Below are 16,762 nucleotides of genomic sequence, written 5' to 3'. Positions count from 1 at the left end.
CAGCGAGCCCCGCCAGATGGCGGGGCTCGCTGGTTTCGGTCCGCCGTGGCGGCGGGGCGCGATCACTCGCGATAGCTATCGATACTCGGACAGGTACAGATCAGGTGACGGTCGCCATGGACGTTGTCCACTCGGTTGGCCGCCGGCCAGTACTTGCCGGCCTTCACCGCCTCGGAGGGGAAGGCGCCCAGCTCGCGGGAGTAGGGCCGCTCCCAGTGGCCATCAATCAGATCCGCCTGGGTATGGGGGGCTCGCACCAGGGGGTTGTCGTCCAGCGGCCACTCGCCGGACTCGACCCGGGCGATCTCCTCGCGGATCGCGATCATGGCGTCGCAGAAGCGATCGATCTCGTAGAGCGACTCCGACTCGGTGGGCTCCACCATCAGGGTGCCGGGCACCGGGAAGGACATGGTGGGGGCATGGAAGCCGTAGTCCATCAGGCGCTTGGCGATATCCTCCTCGCTGATGCCGGAGGCCTCCTTGAGGGGACGGATATCGATGATGCACTCGTGGGCCACGGTGCCGTTGCGGCCGCGGTAGAGCACCGGGTAGTGCTCGCCCAGGCGCTTGGCGATGTAGTTGGCGTTGAGGATCGCCAGCTCGGTGGCCTGACGCAGGCCACGGGCGCCCATCATCTTGATGTAGGCCCAGGAGATCGGCAGGATCGAGGCGCTGCCGAAGGCCGCCGCCGAGACGGCGCCGCAGTCGGCCTCGACACCGGGCAGCGGGGTCACCACATGGTTGGAGACGTAGGGGGCCAGGTGCGCCTTGACACCGATGGGACCCATGCCGGGGCCGCCGCCACCGTGGGGAATGCAGAAGGTCTTGTGCAGGTTGAGGTGGGAGACGTCGCCGCCGAAGTCGCCGGGGCGCGCCAGGCCCACCTGGGCATTCATGTTGGCGCCGTCGATATAGACCTGGCCACCATGCCGGTGAACGATCTCGCAGGCCTCCCGCACGCCCTCCTCGAAGACCCCGTGGGTGGAGGGGTAGGTGAGCATGATCGCCGAGAGGGCCTCGCTGTGTTGCTCGGCCTTGGCGCGCAGGTCGGCCAGGTCGATATTGCCGTCGGCGTCGCACTCCACCACCACCACCTTCATCTGGGCCATGGCCGCGGAGGCGGGGTTGGTGCCGTGGGCGGAGCTGGGGATCAGGCAGACGTCCCGGTGTCCCTGGCCCTGGGCCGCCTGGTAGCGGCGGATCGCCACCAGGCCGGCGTATTCGCCCTGGGCGCCGGAGTTGGGCTGCATGGAGATATGGTCGTAGCCGGTGATCTCCACCAGGAAGGCGGCCAGCTCGCCGATCATCTGCAGGTAGCCGGCGGTCTGGTCCTTGGGCGCGAAGGGGTGAATATTGGCCAGTTCCGGCCAGGTGATCGGCACCATCTCGCTGGTGGCATTGAGCTTCATGGTGCAGGAGCCCAGCGGGATCATCGCGTGGGTCAGCGACAGGTCCTTGTTCTCCAGGCGCTTGAGGTAGCGCAGCATCTCGGTCTCGCTGCGGTAGCGCCGGAAGGTGGGGTGAGTCAGGAAGTCGCTCTCGCGACGGCAGGCGGCGGGGATGCCGCTGATGCCGCCTTCGGCGATGGCCTCGTCCAGGGCGCTCACCGAGAAGCCGTGCTCCTCGCCCATCAGCACGTCGAAGAGGACGTCCAGGTCGTGGGCGGTGATGGTCTCGTCGAGGCTGACGCCCACGTCGCCGTTGTCGAAGAAGCGCAGGTTGACCTCATGGGTCATGGCGCGGCCGTGGATCTTGCCGGCGTCGACGCCGGTCAGGCGCAGGGTATCGAACCAGCTGTCATGGGCCAGGGCGATGCCCTTACGGGTCAGCGCCTCGGCAAGAACGGTGGTCAGGCGGTGGATGCGAGTGGCGATGGTACGCAGCCCCTCGGCGCCATGGTAGACCGCATAGAAGCCGGCGATATTGGCCAGCAGGGCCTGGGCGGTACAGATGTTGGAGGTGGCCTTCTCGCGGCGGATATGCTGCTCGCGGGTCTGCATGGCCATGCGCAGCGCCTGATTGCCGCGGGCGTCCTTGGACACGCCGATGATGCGACCGGGAATCGAGCGCTTGAGCTTGTCGGTGGTGGCGAAGTAGGCGGCATGGGGGCCGCCGAAGCCCATGGGGACACCGAAGCGCTGGGTGTTGCCGACGACGATATCCGCGCCCAGGGCGCCGGGCTCGGTGAGCAGCACCAGGCTCATCAGGTCGGCGGCCACGCAGGTCATGATGCCCTTGGCCTTGGCCGCGGCCAGCAGCGGGGCCAGGTCACGGATCTCGCCGCTCTGTCCCGGGTACTGGAGCAGGGCGCCGAAGACGTCGTGATCGGCGAGCTCGGTGGCCGGGGCGACGATCAGCTCGAAGTCGAAGTAGTAGGCGCGGGTGCGCACCACGTCCAGGGTCTGGGGCAGGACGTCATCGGCGACGAAGAAGGCATTCGACTTGGCCTTCTTGTTGGCCCGCTTGCACAGTGCCATGGCCTCGGCGGCGGCGGTGGCCTCGTCGAGCAGGGAGGCATTGGCCAGCTCCATGCCGGTCAGGTCCATCACCATCTGCTGGAAGTTCAGCAGGCCCTCCAGGCGGCCCTGGGCGATCTCGGGTTGGTAGGGGGTGTAGGCGGTATACCAGCCCGGATTCTCCAGCACGTTGCGCTGGATCACTGCCGGCAGGTGGGTGTTGTAATAGCCCTGGCCGATATAGGTCTTGTGGACCTTGTTCTGGCGCGCCAGGCGCTTGAGGTAATCGAGGGCCTCGGCTTCGCTCTTGGGCGGATCGAGATCGAGTTCACGATCCAGACGGATCGCCGCCGGCACGGTCTGCTCGATCAGGCTGTCGAGGCTATCGACCCCCAGGGTCTCGAGCATGCGGGCAATATCCTCGGCCCGCGGGCCGTTGTGACGTTGGATAAAGGCATCGTGGCCGGCCAGTTCGGCCAGGCGGCGAGTGTCATGAGCCATGGAACACCTGTAGGCAAGAGGGGGCGCGGCCCCGGATCAGCGAAGCAGTGGGGCCGGGCGAGGCGATCGCCCGGCACGGGGATGGATCACTCGGCGTCGGCCAGCTTGGCGTAGGCGTCGGCGTCGAGCAGGCCCTCCAGGGCGCTGGCATCGACCAGCTTGAGCTTGGCGATCCAGGCGTCTTCGTAGGGGGACTCGTTGACGCTCTCGGGGGCATCCTCCAGGGCCTCGTTGGCCTCGATCACCTCACCGGCCAGGGGCGCATAGAGGTCGGAGGCGGCCTTCACCGACTCGATGACGCCGAACTCTTCGCCGGCCTCCAGGCTGCGGCCCACCTCGGGCAGCTCGACGAAGACGACGTCACCCAGGGCCTGCTGGGCGTGGTCGGTGATGCCGATGGTCACGGTGCCGTCGCCGTTGTCCAGCACCCATTCGTGGCTTTCGGTGTAGCGCAGATTGGCGGGGATATTGCTCATCGCAGGTTTTCCTATACGAAAAGGTTTTCGGGTCGGGCGAATGCTAACCCCTGGCGCCCGATTTGGCCATGTCGCCCGCGGCCAGTGGGAGGCGTCGAGGCTGATTACAGGGTGGCCTGCCCCTGGCGGGGTGTCCAGGCGGGGAGGCGGAGGCGCCCGCGAGGACTTGTGGTCCCGCTGCTGGGGCGCTAATGTAGCCCATGTTTCCTATCGGAAACAAATTTCTCGTTAATGGTGCCCTGAGTGGCCCCGCGCCTCGGCGGTCCCCGGCAGCGCACATCTGCTATTCTACATTAGACGCAACGTGGCAAAAATTTCCTATAGTGGACTGGAGGAAAGGCGGGGGAATCCGCTATGTTACGCACTCTCGGCCGACCTCTTGCCTGATCCGAGAGGCGGTGAGTCGCGACGTTGCACGCGAACCACGTGTGCCCAACAAGAATAGCCAAAGGGGAAAGGTTCCATGGAAGCCTTAACGAATCTGTTTAGTGCGATCAATAGCGTGGTCTGGGGACCACTGATGTTGATCCTGCTGCTGGGGGTGGGTCTCTACCTGCAGCTGGGTCTCAAGCTGATGCCGATCCGCAAGCTGGGTACCGGCTTCAAGCTGATGTTCCAGGGGCGGGCCGCCAAGGGCGAAGAGAAGGAGGGGGAGATCTCGCCCTTCAACGCCCTGATGACCGCCCTCTCCGCCACCATCGGGACCGGTAATATTGCCGGGGTGGCGACCGCCATCGCCCTGGGGGGGCCGGGCGCGGTGTTCTGGATGTGGATCACCGCCCTGGTGGGGATGGCCACCAAGTTCTCCGAGGCGGTGCTCGCCGTGCGTTACCGGGAAGTGGACAGCACCGGTAACCATATCGGTGGCCCGATGTTCTACATCAAGAATGGTCTGGGCAAGAAGTGGGCCTGGCTGGGCGGCGCCTTCGCCTTCTTCGGCGCCGTGGCGGCCTTCGGGATCGGCAATACCGTGCAGTCCAACTCGGTGGCCGACGCCCTGGACTCCACCTTCGGGCTGCCCCACTGGATTACCGGGGTGGTGATCATGGTGCTGGCCGGGGCGGTGATCCTGGGTGGCATCAAGCGGATCGCCAAGGTGGCCGGTAAGCTGGTGCCGATCATGGGCATTCTCTACGTCCTGGCCGGCCTGATCGTGCTGGCGGTCAATGCCAGTCAGATCGGCGATGCCTTCTCGATGATCTTCTACTACGCCTTCAACCCCCATGCCGCCGCGGGTGGCTTCGCCGGGGCCGCGGTGATGGCGGCGATCCGTTTCGGCGTGGCCCGGGGGATCTTCTCCAACGAGGCGGGCCTGGGCAGCGCGCCCATCGCCCACGCCGCGGCGCAGACCAAGAACCCGGTGCGTCAGGGGCTGATCGCCATGCTGGGCACCTTCATCGATACCATCATCGTCTGCACCATCACCGCCCTGGTGATCCTCACCTCCACGGTATGGATCGAGGGCGAGGCGGGGGCCTCCCTGACCGCGCTCTCCTTCGATGCGGCCTTGCCGGGCTACGGTAACCAGATCGTCTCCCTGGCCCTGGCGGTCTTCGCCTTCACCACCATCCTCGGCTGGTCCTTCTACGGCGAGAAGTGCTTCCAGTTCCTGTTCGGTACCCGCTCCATCATGCTCTATCGGGTGCTGTTCGTGCTGGCCATTCCGCTCGGTGCCATCGCTCAGCTGGGCTTCATCTGGCTGATGGCGGATACCTTCAACGCCATGATGGCCATCCCCAACCTGATCGCCCTGGCCCTGCTGTCGCCGATGGTCTTCAAGCTGACCAAGGACTACTTCGACGGCAAGGACGTCCTGCCGGGTGAGGACCTGCCCAAGTAAGCGGACGGCGGGCGACCCGGGTCGCCCGCCACCGCCCCACCCAACCTGTCACGGAAACCACCATGAGCCAACTCGAGAAGACGCCGCTGTACGACCTGCACGTGGAGCTGGGGGGCAAGCTGGTGCCCTTCGCCGGTTACGAGATGCCGGTACAGTACCCCCTGGGCGTCAAGAAGGAGCACGAGCATACCCGTGCGGCCTGCGGCCTGTTCGATGTCTCCCACATGGGGCAACTGATCCTGCGCGGAGCGGATCCGGCAACGGCCCTCGAGGCCCTGGTGCCGGCGGATATCGTCGGCCTGCCGGAGGGCATGCAGCGCTACGCCCTCTTTACCAACCCGGAGGGCGGGATTCTCGATGACCTGATGGTGGTCAATGCCGGCGATCATCTCTACCTGGTGGTCAACGCCGCCTGCAAGGCCCAGGATATCGCCCACCTGGAGGCCAACCTGGCCGAGGGGCACAGCCTCGAGCTCCTCGATCGGGGGCTGCTGGCCCTGCAGGGCCCCAAGGCCGCCGAGGTGATGAAGCGCCTCTGCCCCGAGGCCTGCGAGCTGGTCTTCATGCAGCATGGCCGCTTCACGATCGACGGCGTCGAGGCCTGGGTGAGCCGCAGCGGCTACACCGGCGAGGATGGCTTCGAGATCTCGGTGGCCGCCGCCGACAGCGAGGCCCTGGCACGGCGCCTGCTGGCCGAGGCCGAGGTGGAGGCGATCGGCCTCGGGGCGCGGGACTCCCTGCGCCTGGAAGCGGGCCTGTGCCTCTATGGCCACGATATCGATACCGCCACCACCCCGGTGGAGGCGGGACTGATCTGGGCCATCGCCAAGCCGCGGCGCCTCGGTGGCGAGCGCGCCGGCGGCTTCCCCGGCGCCGAGCTGATCCTGCAGCAGGTGCAGGACAAGGATCACCGCCGCAAGCGGGTGGGCCTGCTGGGCGAGGGGCGTGCCCCGGTGCGTGAGGGGGCGGAGCTCTATAACGCCGAGGGCGAGCGCATCGGCCTGGTCACCTCCGGCGGGTTCGGACCCAGCGTGGGCAAGCCGGTGGCCATGGGCTACGTCAGCATCGAGGCGAGTGCCCCGGAGACCCAGGTCTTCGCCGAGGTACGCGGCAAGCGCCTGCCGATGACGGTGACCAAGATGCCCTTCGTGACGCCGGGCTACTATCGTGGCTGATTGATGTTATACCGTTATCTCGCGTCCCGACCCGGGAGGCGACGCCGAAGGCCGAACGCACTGCGTTCGGCCTTCGGCGTTTAGCGTGAGCGGGAATCGATCCGGCGAAAGGTCAGGCTGATACGCAGGCCCGGGAGGGCGCGCGGTAGCAGGGCATGCTGCAGTCGCTCCTGGCAGCCGGGGCCCATCACCAGCAGGCTGTTGTGGGGCAGCCAGACGTTGAAGGCCGGGGCTCGGCGATCCTTCCAGCGAAAACGTAGCGGACGCTCGACGCCCAGGGTCAGGGCGGCGATCAGCGGCGTTTCGCCCAGCTCCGGCTCGTCATCGCTATGCCAGCCCATGCGTTCCCGCCCATCGGCGTAGCGATTCAACAGCACGCTATTGAAGGTGCCGACCTGGCCCAGCGCCGCCAGGCGCGCTTCGATCCGACGCCTGATCGCCGGCAGGGCCGGGTGCCAGGGCTGGGGCACGAAGTCGCGCCCGGAGTAACGATAGCCGGCCTCGGGCTCGCCCATCCAGGCCTGTTGGCGGGGAATCGGGTGCTCGCGACCATAGAGGCGCAGGCTGGGACGCTCCCAGGCAATCTCGGCGTCCAGGCACTGGAGTAGCAGGCTCGCCGCCGGTTCCCCCAGCGCACCGTCCAGCTGCCAGAGGGGCGGGTCATCCAGCAGTGGCTTCCAGTGATACGGACTTGGCATAGGGCTCGTCAGCTGTCGACATGCCCCTAGTGTGCCAGAGACGGCCTGTCAGAGCAGCCAGGGCAGGCTGATCAGGCCGATGCCCAGTCCCAGCAGGGCGCCGCCGATCACATCCGAGATATAGTGCAGCCCCAGGCCGACGCGTGAGGCGGCGATCAGCAGCGCCAGGGGCAGCACCACGACCAGCAGCCAGGGTTGGGTCGCCGCGCTCAGCAGGCTGAAGAGTACCGCATGCAGGGTATGGCCGCTGGGGAAGCTGTAGCGGTCCCGGGGAGGTTCCCGGCAGGGAATGGCCTGGAAGCTGATGGAAGGGCGCTCGCGGCAGAGCCGCGTCTTGATCAGCCGGTAGAGGGTCACCGCCACCAGGGCGGTAAGGCCGAAGTGCAGCATCAAGCGCCAGCCCTGGGCGCCATGCAGCAGCGGCTGGAGAGCGATCAGCACGGCCCAGGCGGGCCAGTCGCCCAGGCGGCTGGCCAGACGCAGCAGGCCCAGTGGCAGCGGCGCCGCATCGGTGGCCACCGCCAGGCGATGGCACAGCGACCACTCCATTAGATCCAGGCGCTGGAAGAGGGCGGGGGGGCGGGGTGTTGTCATCGGGGCCTCCTCGGCGTTGTCCGAAACTGACTGCGCTCGCTCATACGGCGTTGAAAACCGTCTCAAAGTACTCATTTACACCGCGTAAACTCCGTCTTTTCACCGGTTTTTGCCTTGTCTGACCTTCGCTCGCCGACTTATCAGACAACGCCTAACGGACCGAGGTCGGTGCTCGATGGGCGGGGAGCGCGCGGGTGCCTTGCACCCCTTCGAGGATGGCCAGGAAGTCGTCGGCAATCCGTGACCAGCTCTGCTCGGCCACCGTCAGGCGGGCGGCGCGGCCCAGCTGTCCCCAGCGTGCCGGGCTCTGGCAGAGGCTGACGGCGGCGTCGACAAAGGCCTCGTCATCCCCGGGCTCCACGGCGAGGCCGTTACGCCCCGACTCGATCAGTAGGGCCGCGGCGGCGGTCGCGAAGGCCACCACCGGCAGGCCGCTGGCCATCGCTTCGGTGACCACATTGCCGTAGGTCTCGGAAAGCGATGGAAAGAGCAGCAGATCGGCGCTGGCGTAATAGCGGGGCAGGTCAGCCGGAGAGACGAAGCCGCAGAAGTGGGCCTCGGGGAGCTGGGCGGTCAGGGCCTGTCGTTGGGGACCGTCGCCGACGATCACCTGGACCAGGTCGGGACGCTGGGCCTGCATGGCGCGTATCGTGCGTACCAGCAGCGCCAGGTTCTTCTCCTTGGCCAGTCGTCCCACGTGCAGTACCACCGGTTGCTGGGGCTGAGCGCCCCAAGCCAGGCGCAGGGCCGTATCCCGCTTGTCCGGGGTGAAGCGTCGGGTATCGACCCCGCGGCCCATGACCGCCAGGTTGGCGAAGCCCTGGTCCGCCAGCCGGCTGGCCTGTTCCGGTGTCGGCACCAGGGTGGCGCCAGTCCGGTTGTGGAAGCGACGCAGCCCGGCGCGCACCAGCGGCTTGAGCAGGCCCATCCCATAGGCGCCGGCATAGTGATCGAAGTCGGTATGGAAGCCGCTGGCACTGGGGATCGTCAGTCGTCGGGCGGCGCTCAGGGCCGCCCAGCCCAGGGGGCCTTCGGTGGCGAGATAGGTCACATCGGGGCGCTGCTGATGCCAGAAGCGGTGGATGGCCCGGCCTGCCGGCCAGCCCAGGCGTACCTGTCGATAACCGGGCAGGGGCAGGCCCCTGACCTGCAGCTCGGCTTGCAGGCCCGCCTGGCACTGGCCATCGTCCGGCCGCGGGCGGATCAGCTGCAATTCGTGCCCTCGAGCCATCAGCTCGTCGGCCAGTCGGCCCAGGGTATGGGCCACCCCATTGATTTCCGGTGCCCAGGTCTCGCTGACCAGACAGATGCGCATCGCCGCTCCCGTTATCGTCACTCGTCGGGCTTAGCCTGCGTCGCGTCGATGACAGGAGTGGGGCGATGGGATGACGGCGGTATGACAACGGGGTCTGGAGACCCCGTGTCCGCTGGCAGTCTTAGCGCAAGACCCGGCGCGGGTCGATGGGCTTGCCGCCGTGGCGTAGGTCGAACAGGAGGTCATGGCGCCCGGTCTCCCCGTGGCGTCCCACCCGGCACAGCTCGCTGCCGCGACTGACCCGGCGTCCTACTTCCACCGACAGCTGGTCGCACTGGGCGTAGACGCTCTGCAGGTTGCCGTCATGGTGGACGATCACCACCTGCCCCAGCTGTCGCATGCCGCCGGCGAAGCGTACCTCGCCATCCGCGACGGCCTTGGCTCGGGCGCCGTTGCCGGTGGCCAGCAGCATGGGCTGAAGGGTGCCACGACTGTCGGTGCCGTAGTGACGGATCACCCGATAGTCATCGAGGGGCCAGGGCCAGTTACGCGCCGACGACGGCAGATCGCCGGGGTCGGGGCGCGAGGGGGCCGGGGCCGGACGGGAACTGCTGCCGTCGCTCGTGGGGCGGCTGGCCGTTGCCCGGCTGGGGGCGCCGCCGCTCAGGGGAACCTGGATCACCTGACCGACCCGCAGCCGGTTGGGTTGCTGGCCCGGATTGGCGGCCTGGATACGGGCGCTGGTGGTACCGAAGTGGCGTGCCACCGAAGAGTAGGTGTCGCCGGGGCGAATCTGGTAGCGATAGGGCCCGCCGGAGGGGGCCCGCTCGTTGGCGGTGGGCACCAGGAGGCGCTGACCCACCGCCAGGCGGCGGGCATCCACGCCGGGATTGAAGCGCTCGAGCCGGGCCAGGGGCACGTCGGCGCGGCGGGCCAGAGCGCCCAGGGTATCGCCCCTCTGGATGGTGACCCAGTTGCCGGCGATGGGGGCCTGGCCGAGACGACGGGATTCTCCCTGGGGGGTGGCGCAGGCGCCGAGCAGCAGGGCCAGCAGAATCAGTAACGGCGCCAGTCGTCGAGACGCTGATCCTTGTCTTTCCAAAGGGCGTTCAGCCATGTGTGGAAGCGTTCCTTGTAGTCCGGATCCTCGTAATAGTCCCCCCCGGGCATCCAGGCCGGCACCTCGAGGCGTTGGGCATGCAAGCGAATCTCACCTTCGCGACCACACAGGAAGTCCCAGAAGGTCGGATCGGGCCTGGCATAGTCCAGGGTCACGTCGAGGATACCACTGAGCTGGTCGCCGAGCAGGCCCAGCACCTGGGCGGTGCCGCCGGCCCGTGGCCGGAGCAGGTGACGGTAGGGGCTCTGCTGGGCATCGTGCTTGGCGGGCGTGAAGCGGGTGCCCTCGACGAAGTTGTAGATGGCGATGGGCAGCTCCCTGACCCGCTCGCACATGCGCTCGGTGGCCTCGCGATCGCGACGGGCGAGGTGGGGGTACCGCTCGCGCTGTTCGCGGCTGAGCCGGCGCATGAAGGGAAACTCCAGGGCCCACCAGGCGAGGCCGACGATGGGGACCCAGATCAGCGGGCGCTTGAGGAAAAAGCGTGGCATGGGGATACGGCGGTGCAGCACCAGCTGCAGCATGAAGATATCGGTCCAGCTGCGGTGGTTGGAGAGCACCAGCCAGCGCTGGTCCTGGCACAGGCCCTCGGGCACCTCGGCCTCAAGCCGAGGCTTGAGCCAGTGACGCATCCACCAGAGGTTGAGGCCGATCCAGTTCAAGGCGATGAAATTCAGGCCCTGGAGCACCCTGAGGCGCAGTCGGTGCCCGGGGGTGATCACCTTGAGCAGGGTCAGGACCACCAGGGGGATCCCCCAGAGCAGGGTAGTCAGGGTCAGCAGGAGCAGACTGACGCTCCCCTTGAGTAATGGCATGCGCTCTCCCATCGGACTGAAACAGGCGTGCCAATGCTACTGCAAGCGGCCCGGGCTGCCCAGCCTGGAAACGCGGGGCAAAGGGGGAGCGGCGTGAATTGCTTAGGGGCGCTGGGGGCAGGGTGGAGCGGGGGGTTTTTGCCAGGGGTGAGGAGGATTCCTCCGAACGGGCTGGCCATGGATGGCCAGCACCGGTCCTGCAAGCGGAGCAGGATGCGAGAGCGCAGCAGGGCAAAAGTAGCTCCCAGGGATGGGTTTACAGCGCCCCGCGAAGCCCTGTCCCCAGGGTAGCCCCGAGCCACCTAGGGTTGCCGTAGCTCGGGCAGATCCTCGAACAGTGCCAGGGCCTCGGGATTGGCCAGGGCCTCGCGGTTGGCCACCTCCCGCCCCTCGATGACGTCCCGCACCGCCAGCTCCACCAGCTTGCCGGAGCGGGTGCGCGGCAGATCGGCCACCTGGAGGATCTTGGTCGGCACGTGGCGTGGCGTGGCATGGGTGCGAATGGTCTCGCGGATGCGCCGGCGCAGGGCCTCGTCGAGGTTCAGGCCGTCGCGCAGCCGCACGAAGAGCACCACCCGCACGTCGTCCTGCCACGGTTGACCGATGCACAGCGACTCCAGTACCTCCTCGACCTTCTCCACCTGGCGATAAATCTCGGCGGTGCCGATGCGCACTCCCCCCGGGTTGAGCACCGTGTCCGCCCGGCCATGGATGATCACCCCATCCTCGGCGGTCAGCTCGGCGTAGTCGCCGTGGGCCCAGACCCCGGGGAAACGCGCGAAGTAGGCGGCCCGGTAGCGCTTGCCCTCCGGGTCGTTCCAGAAGCCTAGCGGCATGGCGGGGAAGGGGCGGGTACAGACCAGCTCGCCCTTCTCGCCGGTGACCGGCTGGCCGGCATCGTTATAGACCGCCACCGCCATGCCCAGGCCGCGGCACTGCAGCTGGCCCCGGTAGACCGGTCGGGTGGGGCAGCCCAGGGCAAAGCAGGAGACGATATCGGTGCCGCCGGAGATGGAGGCCAGCAAGAGGTCGGCCTTGATCTCCCGATAGGCGTAGTCGAAGGTCTCGTGGGGTAGGGTCGAGCCGGTGGAGAGCAGGGTCTTCAGCGCCGAGAGGTCGTGGTCGCGGCCCGGGCGCAGTCCCGCCTTGGCGCAGGCGGTGAGGTAGCGCGCGCTGGTGCCGAAGCAGGTCACGCCCTCTCGCTCGGCCAGGCGCCAGAGGCTGGCCTGGTCCGGCGCGAAAGGGGAGCCGTCATAGAGCACCAGGCGGGCGCCCGCGGCAAGCCCCGAGACCAGCCAGTTCCACATCATCCAGCCGCAGGTGGTGTAGTAGAAGAGGACGTCCTCCGCGCCGAGGTCGCAGTGGAGCTGGTGCTCCTTGAGGTGCTGCAGCAGGGTGCCGCCGGCGCCATGCAGGATGCACTTGGGCTGGCCGGTGGTGCCGGAGGAGTAGAGCACATAGAGGGGATGATCGAAGGGCAGCAAGGTGAAGGGCGGGTCACTGGCCTCGTTATCCAGGGCCGCCGACCAGGCCATGGCGCCGGGAATGGCGCCGAGCTCGGGTTCCGCCTGGGGATCGAGAAACGGGAAGACGAGCAGCCGTTCCAGCCCGGGGAGCTGTCCGGCGAGCGCCGTCAGCTTATCGTGGAGGGGGATCGCCTTGCCGTTCCAGTGGTAGCCATCGGCGGCGATCAGCACCCGGGGAGCGATCTGGCCGAAACGGTCCAAGACCCCCTGAACGCCGAAGTCCGGGGAGCAGGAGGACCAGATGGCGCCCAGGCTGGTGCTGGCCAGCATGGCGATCAGGGCGTGCTCGCTGTTGGGGACCAGGCCGGCGACCCGGTCGCCGGCGCTGACGCCGAGCCCGGCGAGGGTATGGGCCAGTCCCGCGACCCGGCGATAGAGCTCGGCGTGACTGAGCGGCTCGCGGCGTCCCCGCTCATCGCAGGCCACCAGGGCGATGGCGTCGTCGCGGCGACGCAGCAGGTTGGCGCTGAAATTGAGGCGTGCCTCGGGGAACCAGCGGGCGCCGGGCATCGCCCCGGGACGCTCCAGGACCCGTTCGCCGGGCTCGCCGATCACCCCCAGCGCCCACACCCTGCGCCAGAAGGCCTCGGGGTGGGCCAGGCTCCAGGCGTGCAGGTCGGCGTACTCGTCCATGGCGATGCCGCTCTCCCGGGCCACGTCATGCATCAAGCGGGCGAGTCGGGTGGCTTGTCGACGCGGCGGACTGGGTTGCCAGAGGGGCGTGGTCATGGGGTGGCCTCCCGTCAGGGACTTTCCCTATACCCTAGCAGGGCCGCGCGCCCTGGAGTCTCACCCTGCGATCACGCCGCCGTTATGCCAGGTCGCGCAGCGGCTCGGCGAGGATCTCCCGCAGTGCCTGGGCCGCGACCGAGAGCTCCTGACCGGCCGGGGAGAGGACCCCCACCGGGCGTGAGATCACCGGTGCCTCCAGGGGCAGGCAGCGGGCCCCCAGTTCGTGCATCTGCTCGCGGCACAGGGCCGGCACGGCGCTGACACCCAGGCCACTGGCCACCATGCGGCCCACCGTGACCAGCTGATGGCTCTCGAAGGTGACGGCCAGCTCGATACCCTGGGCGGCCAGCTCCGACTCCAGCAGCAGGCGCACCAGGGAGGGGCGCTGCAGGGTGATCAGGTCATAGGCCAGCAGATCGGCCCAGCGCAGGGTACCGGCCTCGGCCAGCGGCGAGTCCGCGGGGACCACCGCCACGAAGCGATCCTCGAACAGGGGGGTAAAGGCGAGGCCCCGGTCGGCCTCCGGGGCGAAGGCGATGCCCAGTTCGACCTGGCCACGGCGCACCATCTCGATCACCTGCTCGTTGATCACGTCGTGCACCGTCACCGTGATGCGCGGATGGCGGCGGCGGAAGGCCATCAGCGCCGCCGGCAGCAGGTTGCAGGCGAAGGCGGGCATGGCGGCCACCGCCACCCGCCCCAGTTGCAGGGTAAAGCGCTGGCGCAGCAGCTCCTCGGTGTTGTCCCACTCCACCAGCAGGCGCTTGGCCAGGGGTACCAGGGACTCCCCTTCCGGGGTCAGGCGCACGCTGCGGGTGCTGCGGATCAGCAGCGGCCCGCCCAGGCTCTCTTCCAGCCCCTTGATGGCCAGGCTCAGCGCCGGCTGGGAGAGGTGCAGGCGCTCGCAGGCCCGGGTGAAGCTCAGGGTCTGGGCCACCGCCAGGAAGGCCCGCAGCTGTTTTACCGTCATCGCATCCGGCCTCGCTTTTATATAACAAGTAAATTAATCCATAAAAAAAACAAACTTAACAAATATATTGTCCGGGGCAACACTGGGATCCACTTCTCCGACAACAAGACGAGGCAGAGCAATGGCCGGATTCGACAAGCGGGTCTACTCCTATGAAGACGCCATGGCGGGCATCGAGAGCGGCATGACCGTGATCGCCGGGGGCTTCGGGCTGTGCGGTATCCCCGAGAACCTGATCGACGAGATCAAGCGCCGTGGCGTGCGCGACCTCACCGTGGTCTCCAACAACTGCGGCGTGGACGGTTTCGGCCTCGGCGTGCTGCTGGAGGATCGCCAGATCAAGAAGATCCTCGCCTCCTACGTGGGCGAGAATGCGCTCTTCGAGCGGCAGATGCTCGACGGCGAGATCGAGGTGGTGCTGACGCCCCAGGGCACCCTGGCGGAGAAGATGCGCGCCGGCGGCGCCGGCATCCCCGCGTTCTATACCGCCACCGGCTACGGCACGCCGGTGGGCGAGGGCAAGGAGGTACGCGAGTTCAACGGCCGGCCGCATATCCTCGAGGAGGCCATCACCGGCGACTTCGCCATCGTCAAGGGCTGGAAGGCCGACCGCTACGGTAACGTGGTCTATCGCCATACCGCCCAGAACTTCAATCCGGTGGCCGCCACCGCCGGGCGCATCACCGTGGTGGAGGTGGAGGAGATCGTCGAACCCGGCGAGCTGGATCCCAGCCAGATCCACACCCCCGGTATCTACGTGGACCGCATCATCCAGGGTTGCTTCGAGAAGCGTATCGAGAAGCGCACCGTGCGTGATTGATCCACCGCGACGGTAACGACGATTGCGAGCGTCCGGCGACGCCGGGCTCCTCCCCAAGACAAGAGGCAACACAGCATGGCACTGACCCGCGAACAGATGGCGCAGCGCGTGGCGCGCGAACTCCAGGACGGCTTCTACGTCAACCTCGGCATCGGCATCCCTACCCTGGTGGCCAACTATGTGCCCGAGGGCATGGACGTGATGCTGCAGTCCGAGAACGGCCTGCTGGGCATGGGCCGCTTCCCCACCGAGGAGGAAGTGGACCCGGACATGATCAATGCCGGCAAGCAGACGGTCACCGCCCGTTCGGGGGCGGCGATCTTCTCCTCGGCGGAATCCTTCGCCATGATCCGTGGCGGCCATGTGGACCTCACCGTGCTGGGTGCCTTCGAGGTGGACCAGCAGGGCAATATCGCCTCCTGGATGGTGCCCGGCAAGCTGATCAAGGGCATGGGCGGCGCCATGGACCTGGTGGCCGGGGCAGACAACATCATCGTCACCATGACCCATGCCTCCAAGCATGGTGAATCCAAGCTGCTCTCCGAGTGCACCCTGCCGCTGACTGGCGCCGGCTGCATCAAGCGGGTGCTCACCGACCTGGCCTACCTGGAGATCGAGGACGGCGCCTTCATCCTCAAGGAGCGTGCCCCAGGGGTCAGCGTCGAGGAGATCGCCGAGAAGACCGCCGGGCGGCTGATCGTCCCGGACGAGGTGCCGGAGATGACCTTCGAGTAAGGCGGCCTTCGAGCCGGACGACGCCCCCCTAACAAGCAACGCCCGAGCCTCGCTCGGGCGTTGCTTGTTAGGGGGCAGGGGTTATTGAACGCTTGATGACGAAAAACTGACCAAGTCGTGACGCCGCCCCCTGGGTCCTTGCCGGGCTCGCCCTATGCAGGCGCTTTGCACAGCGTTATCCACAGAAACTGTGCATAACCTAGGCTTAGGCCAGCTCGTAGCGAGTCAAATCTCATGGCAGCGGCCGGCTTAGGCCAGCTCGCAACGCGTATGGCTGGGAAGCAGCAACTCGGCGGCACGTTCCTGGCCGCCGGCCAGGCACTTCTGGACCAGCGCCAGGCCGCCCAGGGGAATGCGGTGTTCGTCCCCCTCGGCGAAGGGCAGGCGCCGCGAGCCGGTGGCATAGAAACGGTACTGGAGCAGCGGCGAAACCGGAAAGATACCGTGGTGGCGATCCGCATCGCCGACCAGGCCGACCTGCCGAAGTTCACCATCCAGTTGCTCGATGGACGTGCCCAGGCGATCGCAATCGAAGCCCACATGATGCAGGCGCGGCCCCATGACCGAGAGCCAGGCGGCGAGGGGATGCGCCGCCTGGAGGCGCTGATAGCTGGCCCAGCTGGGCATCGGCCAGGGGCGCCCCCGGCACAGCAGATTCTGGCCGCGGCAATCCTCCCGATGGGCCTGGGTGATCAGTGCCTGGAGTTCGCCGCGGGGGGCTCGGGTCAGGGTGCCCAGCTGCAACTCACCCAGAGCCAGCCAGGGGCCGTCATCCGGTGGTGCCAGCAGGGTCACCAGCAGGCCCCGGTCGGCCATGGCGTAGCGTTCGCAGCTGCGATAGCCGAAGTGACCCAGCTTGGGGAGCAGGGCCGCGGCGGCCAGGTTGCCGTGATTGAGGGTCAGCAGGGCCAGATACTCCGGCGGCTGCTCCAGGGGCCACAGGCGCAGCGCACCGATCTCGGGATGCTGGTGCACATAGTCGAGCCACAGCTGTTGTAGAAATTCGTCCCGTTGCATTGCCTGACCGCTCCTCACCCCGTGATATGCAC

The 16,762-nt window shown here is 67.5% G+C and carries 14 protein-coding genes; 4 read left to right on the top strand and 10 right to left on the bottom strand.

The features are described 5' to 3' along the window. Window positions 1–62: 62 nt before the first annotated feature. Complete coding sequence (gene gcvP, locus IHD13_RS05400; protein WP_195860016.1) at window positions 63–2,957, bottom strand: aminomethyl-transferring glycine dehydrogenase; 2,895 nt, start codon at window positions 2,955–2,957, stop codon at window positions 63–65. Window positions 2,958–3,043: 86 nt separating this feature from the next. Further along, window positions 3,044–3,433, bottom strand: a complete 390-nt coding sequence (gene gcvH, locus IHD13_RS05395; protein ID WP_195860015.1) for a glycine cleavage system protein GcvH — start codon at window positions 3,431–3,433, stop codon at window positions 3,044–3,046. Window positions 3,434–3,896: 463 nt separating this feature from the next. Between gcvH and IHD13_RS05390 the strand changes: the two genes are divergently transcribed. Together IHD13_RS05390 and gcvT are read left to right on the top strand one after the other, a co-directional pair. Next, the gene (locus IHD13_RS05390) at window positions 3,897–5,273 is read left to right on the top strand and encodes an alanine/glycine:cation symporter family protein (RefSeq protein ID WP_195860014.1); all 1,377 of its coding nucleotides are present in this window, start codon (window positions 3,897–3,899) and stop codon (window positions 5,271–5,273) included. Between the two features lie 62 nt (window positions 5,274–5,335). Beyond that, a complete protein-coding gene (gene gcvT, locus IHD13_RS05385) occupies window positions 5,336–6,448 on the top strand; it encodes a glycine cleavage system aminomethyltransferase GcvT (protein WP_195860013.1) in 1,113 nt (370 codons plus the stop codon). Window positions 6,449–6,528: 80 nt separating this feature from the next. Here the strand turns inward: gcvT and IHD13_RS05380 are convergent, their stop codons facing one another. The 7 genes from IHD13_RS05380 to IHD13_RS05350 form a co-directional block, all read right to left on the bottom strand. After that, on the bottom strand, window positions 6,529–7,146 hold the full coding sequence (locus IHD13_RS05380; RefSeq protein WP_195860012.1) for an alpha-ketoglutarate-dependent dioxygenase AlkB family protein: 618 nt from the start codon (window positions 7,144–7,146) through the stop codon (window positions 6,529–6,531). A gap of 48 nt (window positions 7,147–7,194) precedes the next feature. Then, window positions 7,195–7,740, bottom strand: a complete 546-nt coding sequence (locus IHD13_RS05375) for a phosphatase PAP2 family protein (protein WP_195860011.1) — start codon at window positions 7,738–7,740, stop codon at window positions 7,195–7,197. Window positions 7,741–7,891: 151 nt separating this feature from the next. Then, window positions 7,892–9,055, bottom strand: coding sequence for a glycosyltransferase family 4 protein (locus tag IHD13_RS05370; RefSeq protein WP_195860010.1), 1,164 nt, complete (start codon window positions 9,053–9,055; stop codon window positions 7,892–7,894). A gap of 121 nt (window positions 9,056–9,176) precedes the next feature. Continuing rightward, window positions 9,177–10,112, bottom strand: coding sequence for a M23 family metallopeptidase (locus IHD13_RS05365; protein ID WP_195860009.1), 936 nt, complete (start codon window positions 10,110–10,112; stop codon window positions 9,177–9,179). Then, complete coding sequence (locus IHD13_RS05360; RefSeq protein WP_195860008.1) at window positions 10,052–10,930, bottom strand: acyltransferase; 879 nt, start codon at window positions 10,928–10,930, stop codon at window positions 10,052–10,054. The genes IHD13_RS05365 and IHD13_RS05360 overlap by 61 nt, the downstream gene beginning before the upstream one ends. A 302-nt stretch (window positions 10,931–11,232) precedes the next feature. Further along, window positions 11,233–13,185, bottom strand: a complete 1,953-nt coding sequence (locus IHD13_RS05355) for an acetoacetate--CoA ligase (RefSeq protein WP_195860007.1) — start codon at window positions 13,183–13,185, stop codon at window positions 11,233–11,235. Window positions 13,186–13,267: 82 nt separating this feature from the next. Further along, window positions 13,268–14,158 (bottom strand): LysR family transcriptional regulator, encoded by an 891-nt coding sequence (locus IHD13_RS05350; RefSeq protein WP_195860006.1) that lies wholly within the window; start codon window positions 14,156–14,158, stop codon window positions 13,268–13,270. A 121-nt stretch (window positions 14,159–14,279) separates the two neighbouring features. Between IHD13_RS05350 and IHD13_RS05345 the strand changes: the two genes are divergently transcribed. Continuing rightward, complete coding sequence (locus IHD13_RS05345; RefSeq protein ID WP_195860005.1) at window positions 14,280–14,978, top strand: CoA transferase subunit A; 699 nt, start codon at window positions 14,280–14,282, stop codon at window positions 14,976–14,978. Window positions 14,979–15,053: 75 nt separating this feature from the next. Continuing rightward, the gene (locus IHD13_RS05340) at window positions 15,054–15,713 is read left to right on the top strand and encodes a CoA transferase subunit B (protein ID WP_195860004.1); all 660 of its coding nucleotides are present in this window, start codon (window positions 15,054–15,056) and stop codon (window positions 15,711–15,713) included. Between the two features lie 249 nt (window positions 15,714–15,962). Here IHD13_RS05340 and IHD13_RS05335 read toward each other — a convergent pair whose 3' ends face one another. After that, window positions 15,963–16,730 carry a DUF1338 family protein gene (locus tag IHD13_RS05335; protein ID WP_195860003.1) on the bottom strand — a complete coding sequence of 256 codons (768 nt, stop codon included), beginning with the start codon at window positions 16,728–16,730 and terminating at the stop codon, window positions 15,963–15,965. Between the last annotated feature and the right edge of the window lie 32 nt (window positions 16,731–16,762).

Origin of the sequence: Halomonas sp. 328 (assembly GCF_015645095.1) — a bacterium.
GTDB lineage: Bacteria > Pseudomonadota > Gammaproteobacteria > Pseudomonadales > Halomonadaceae > Bisbaumannia.
Note: the sequence above shows the minus strand (reverse complement) of the source record. Positions and strands in the feature narration are given on the sequence as shown.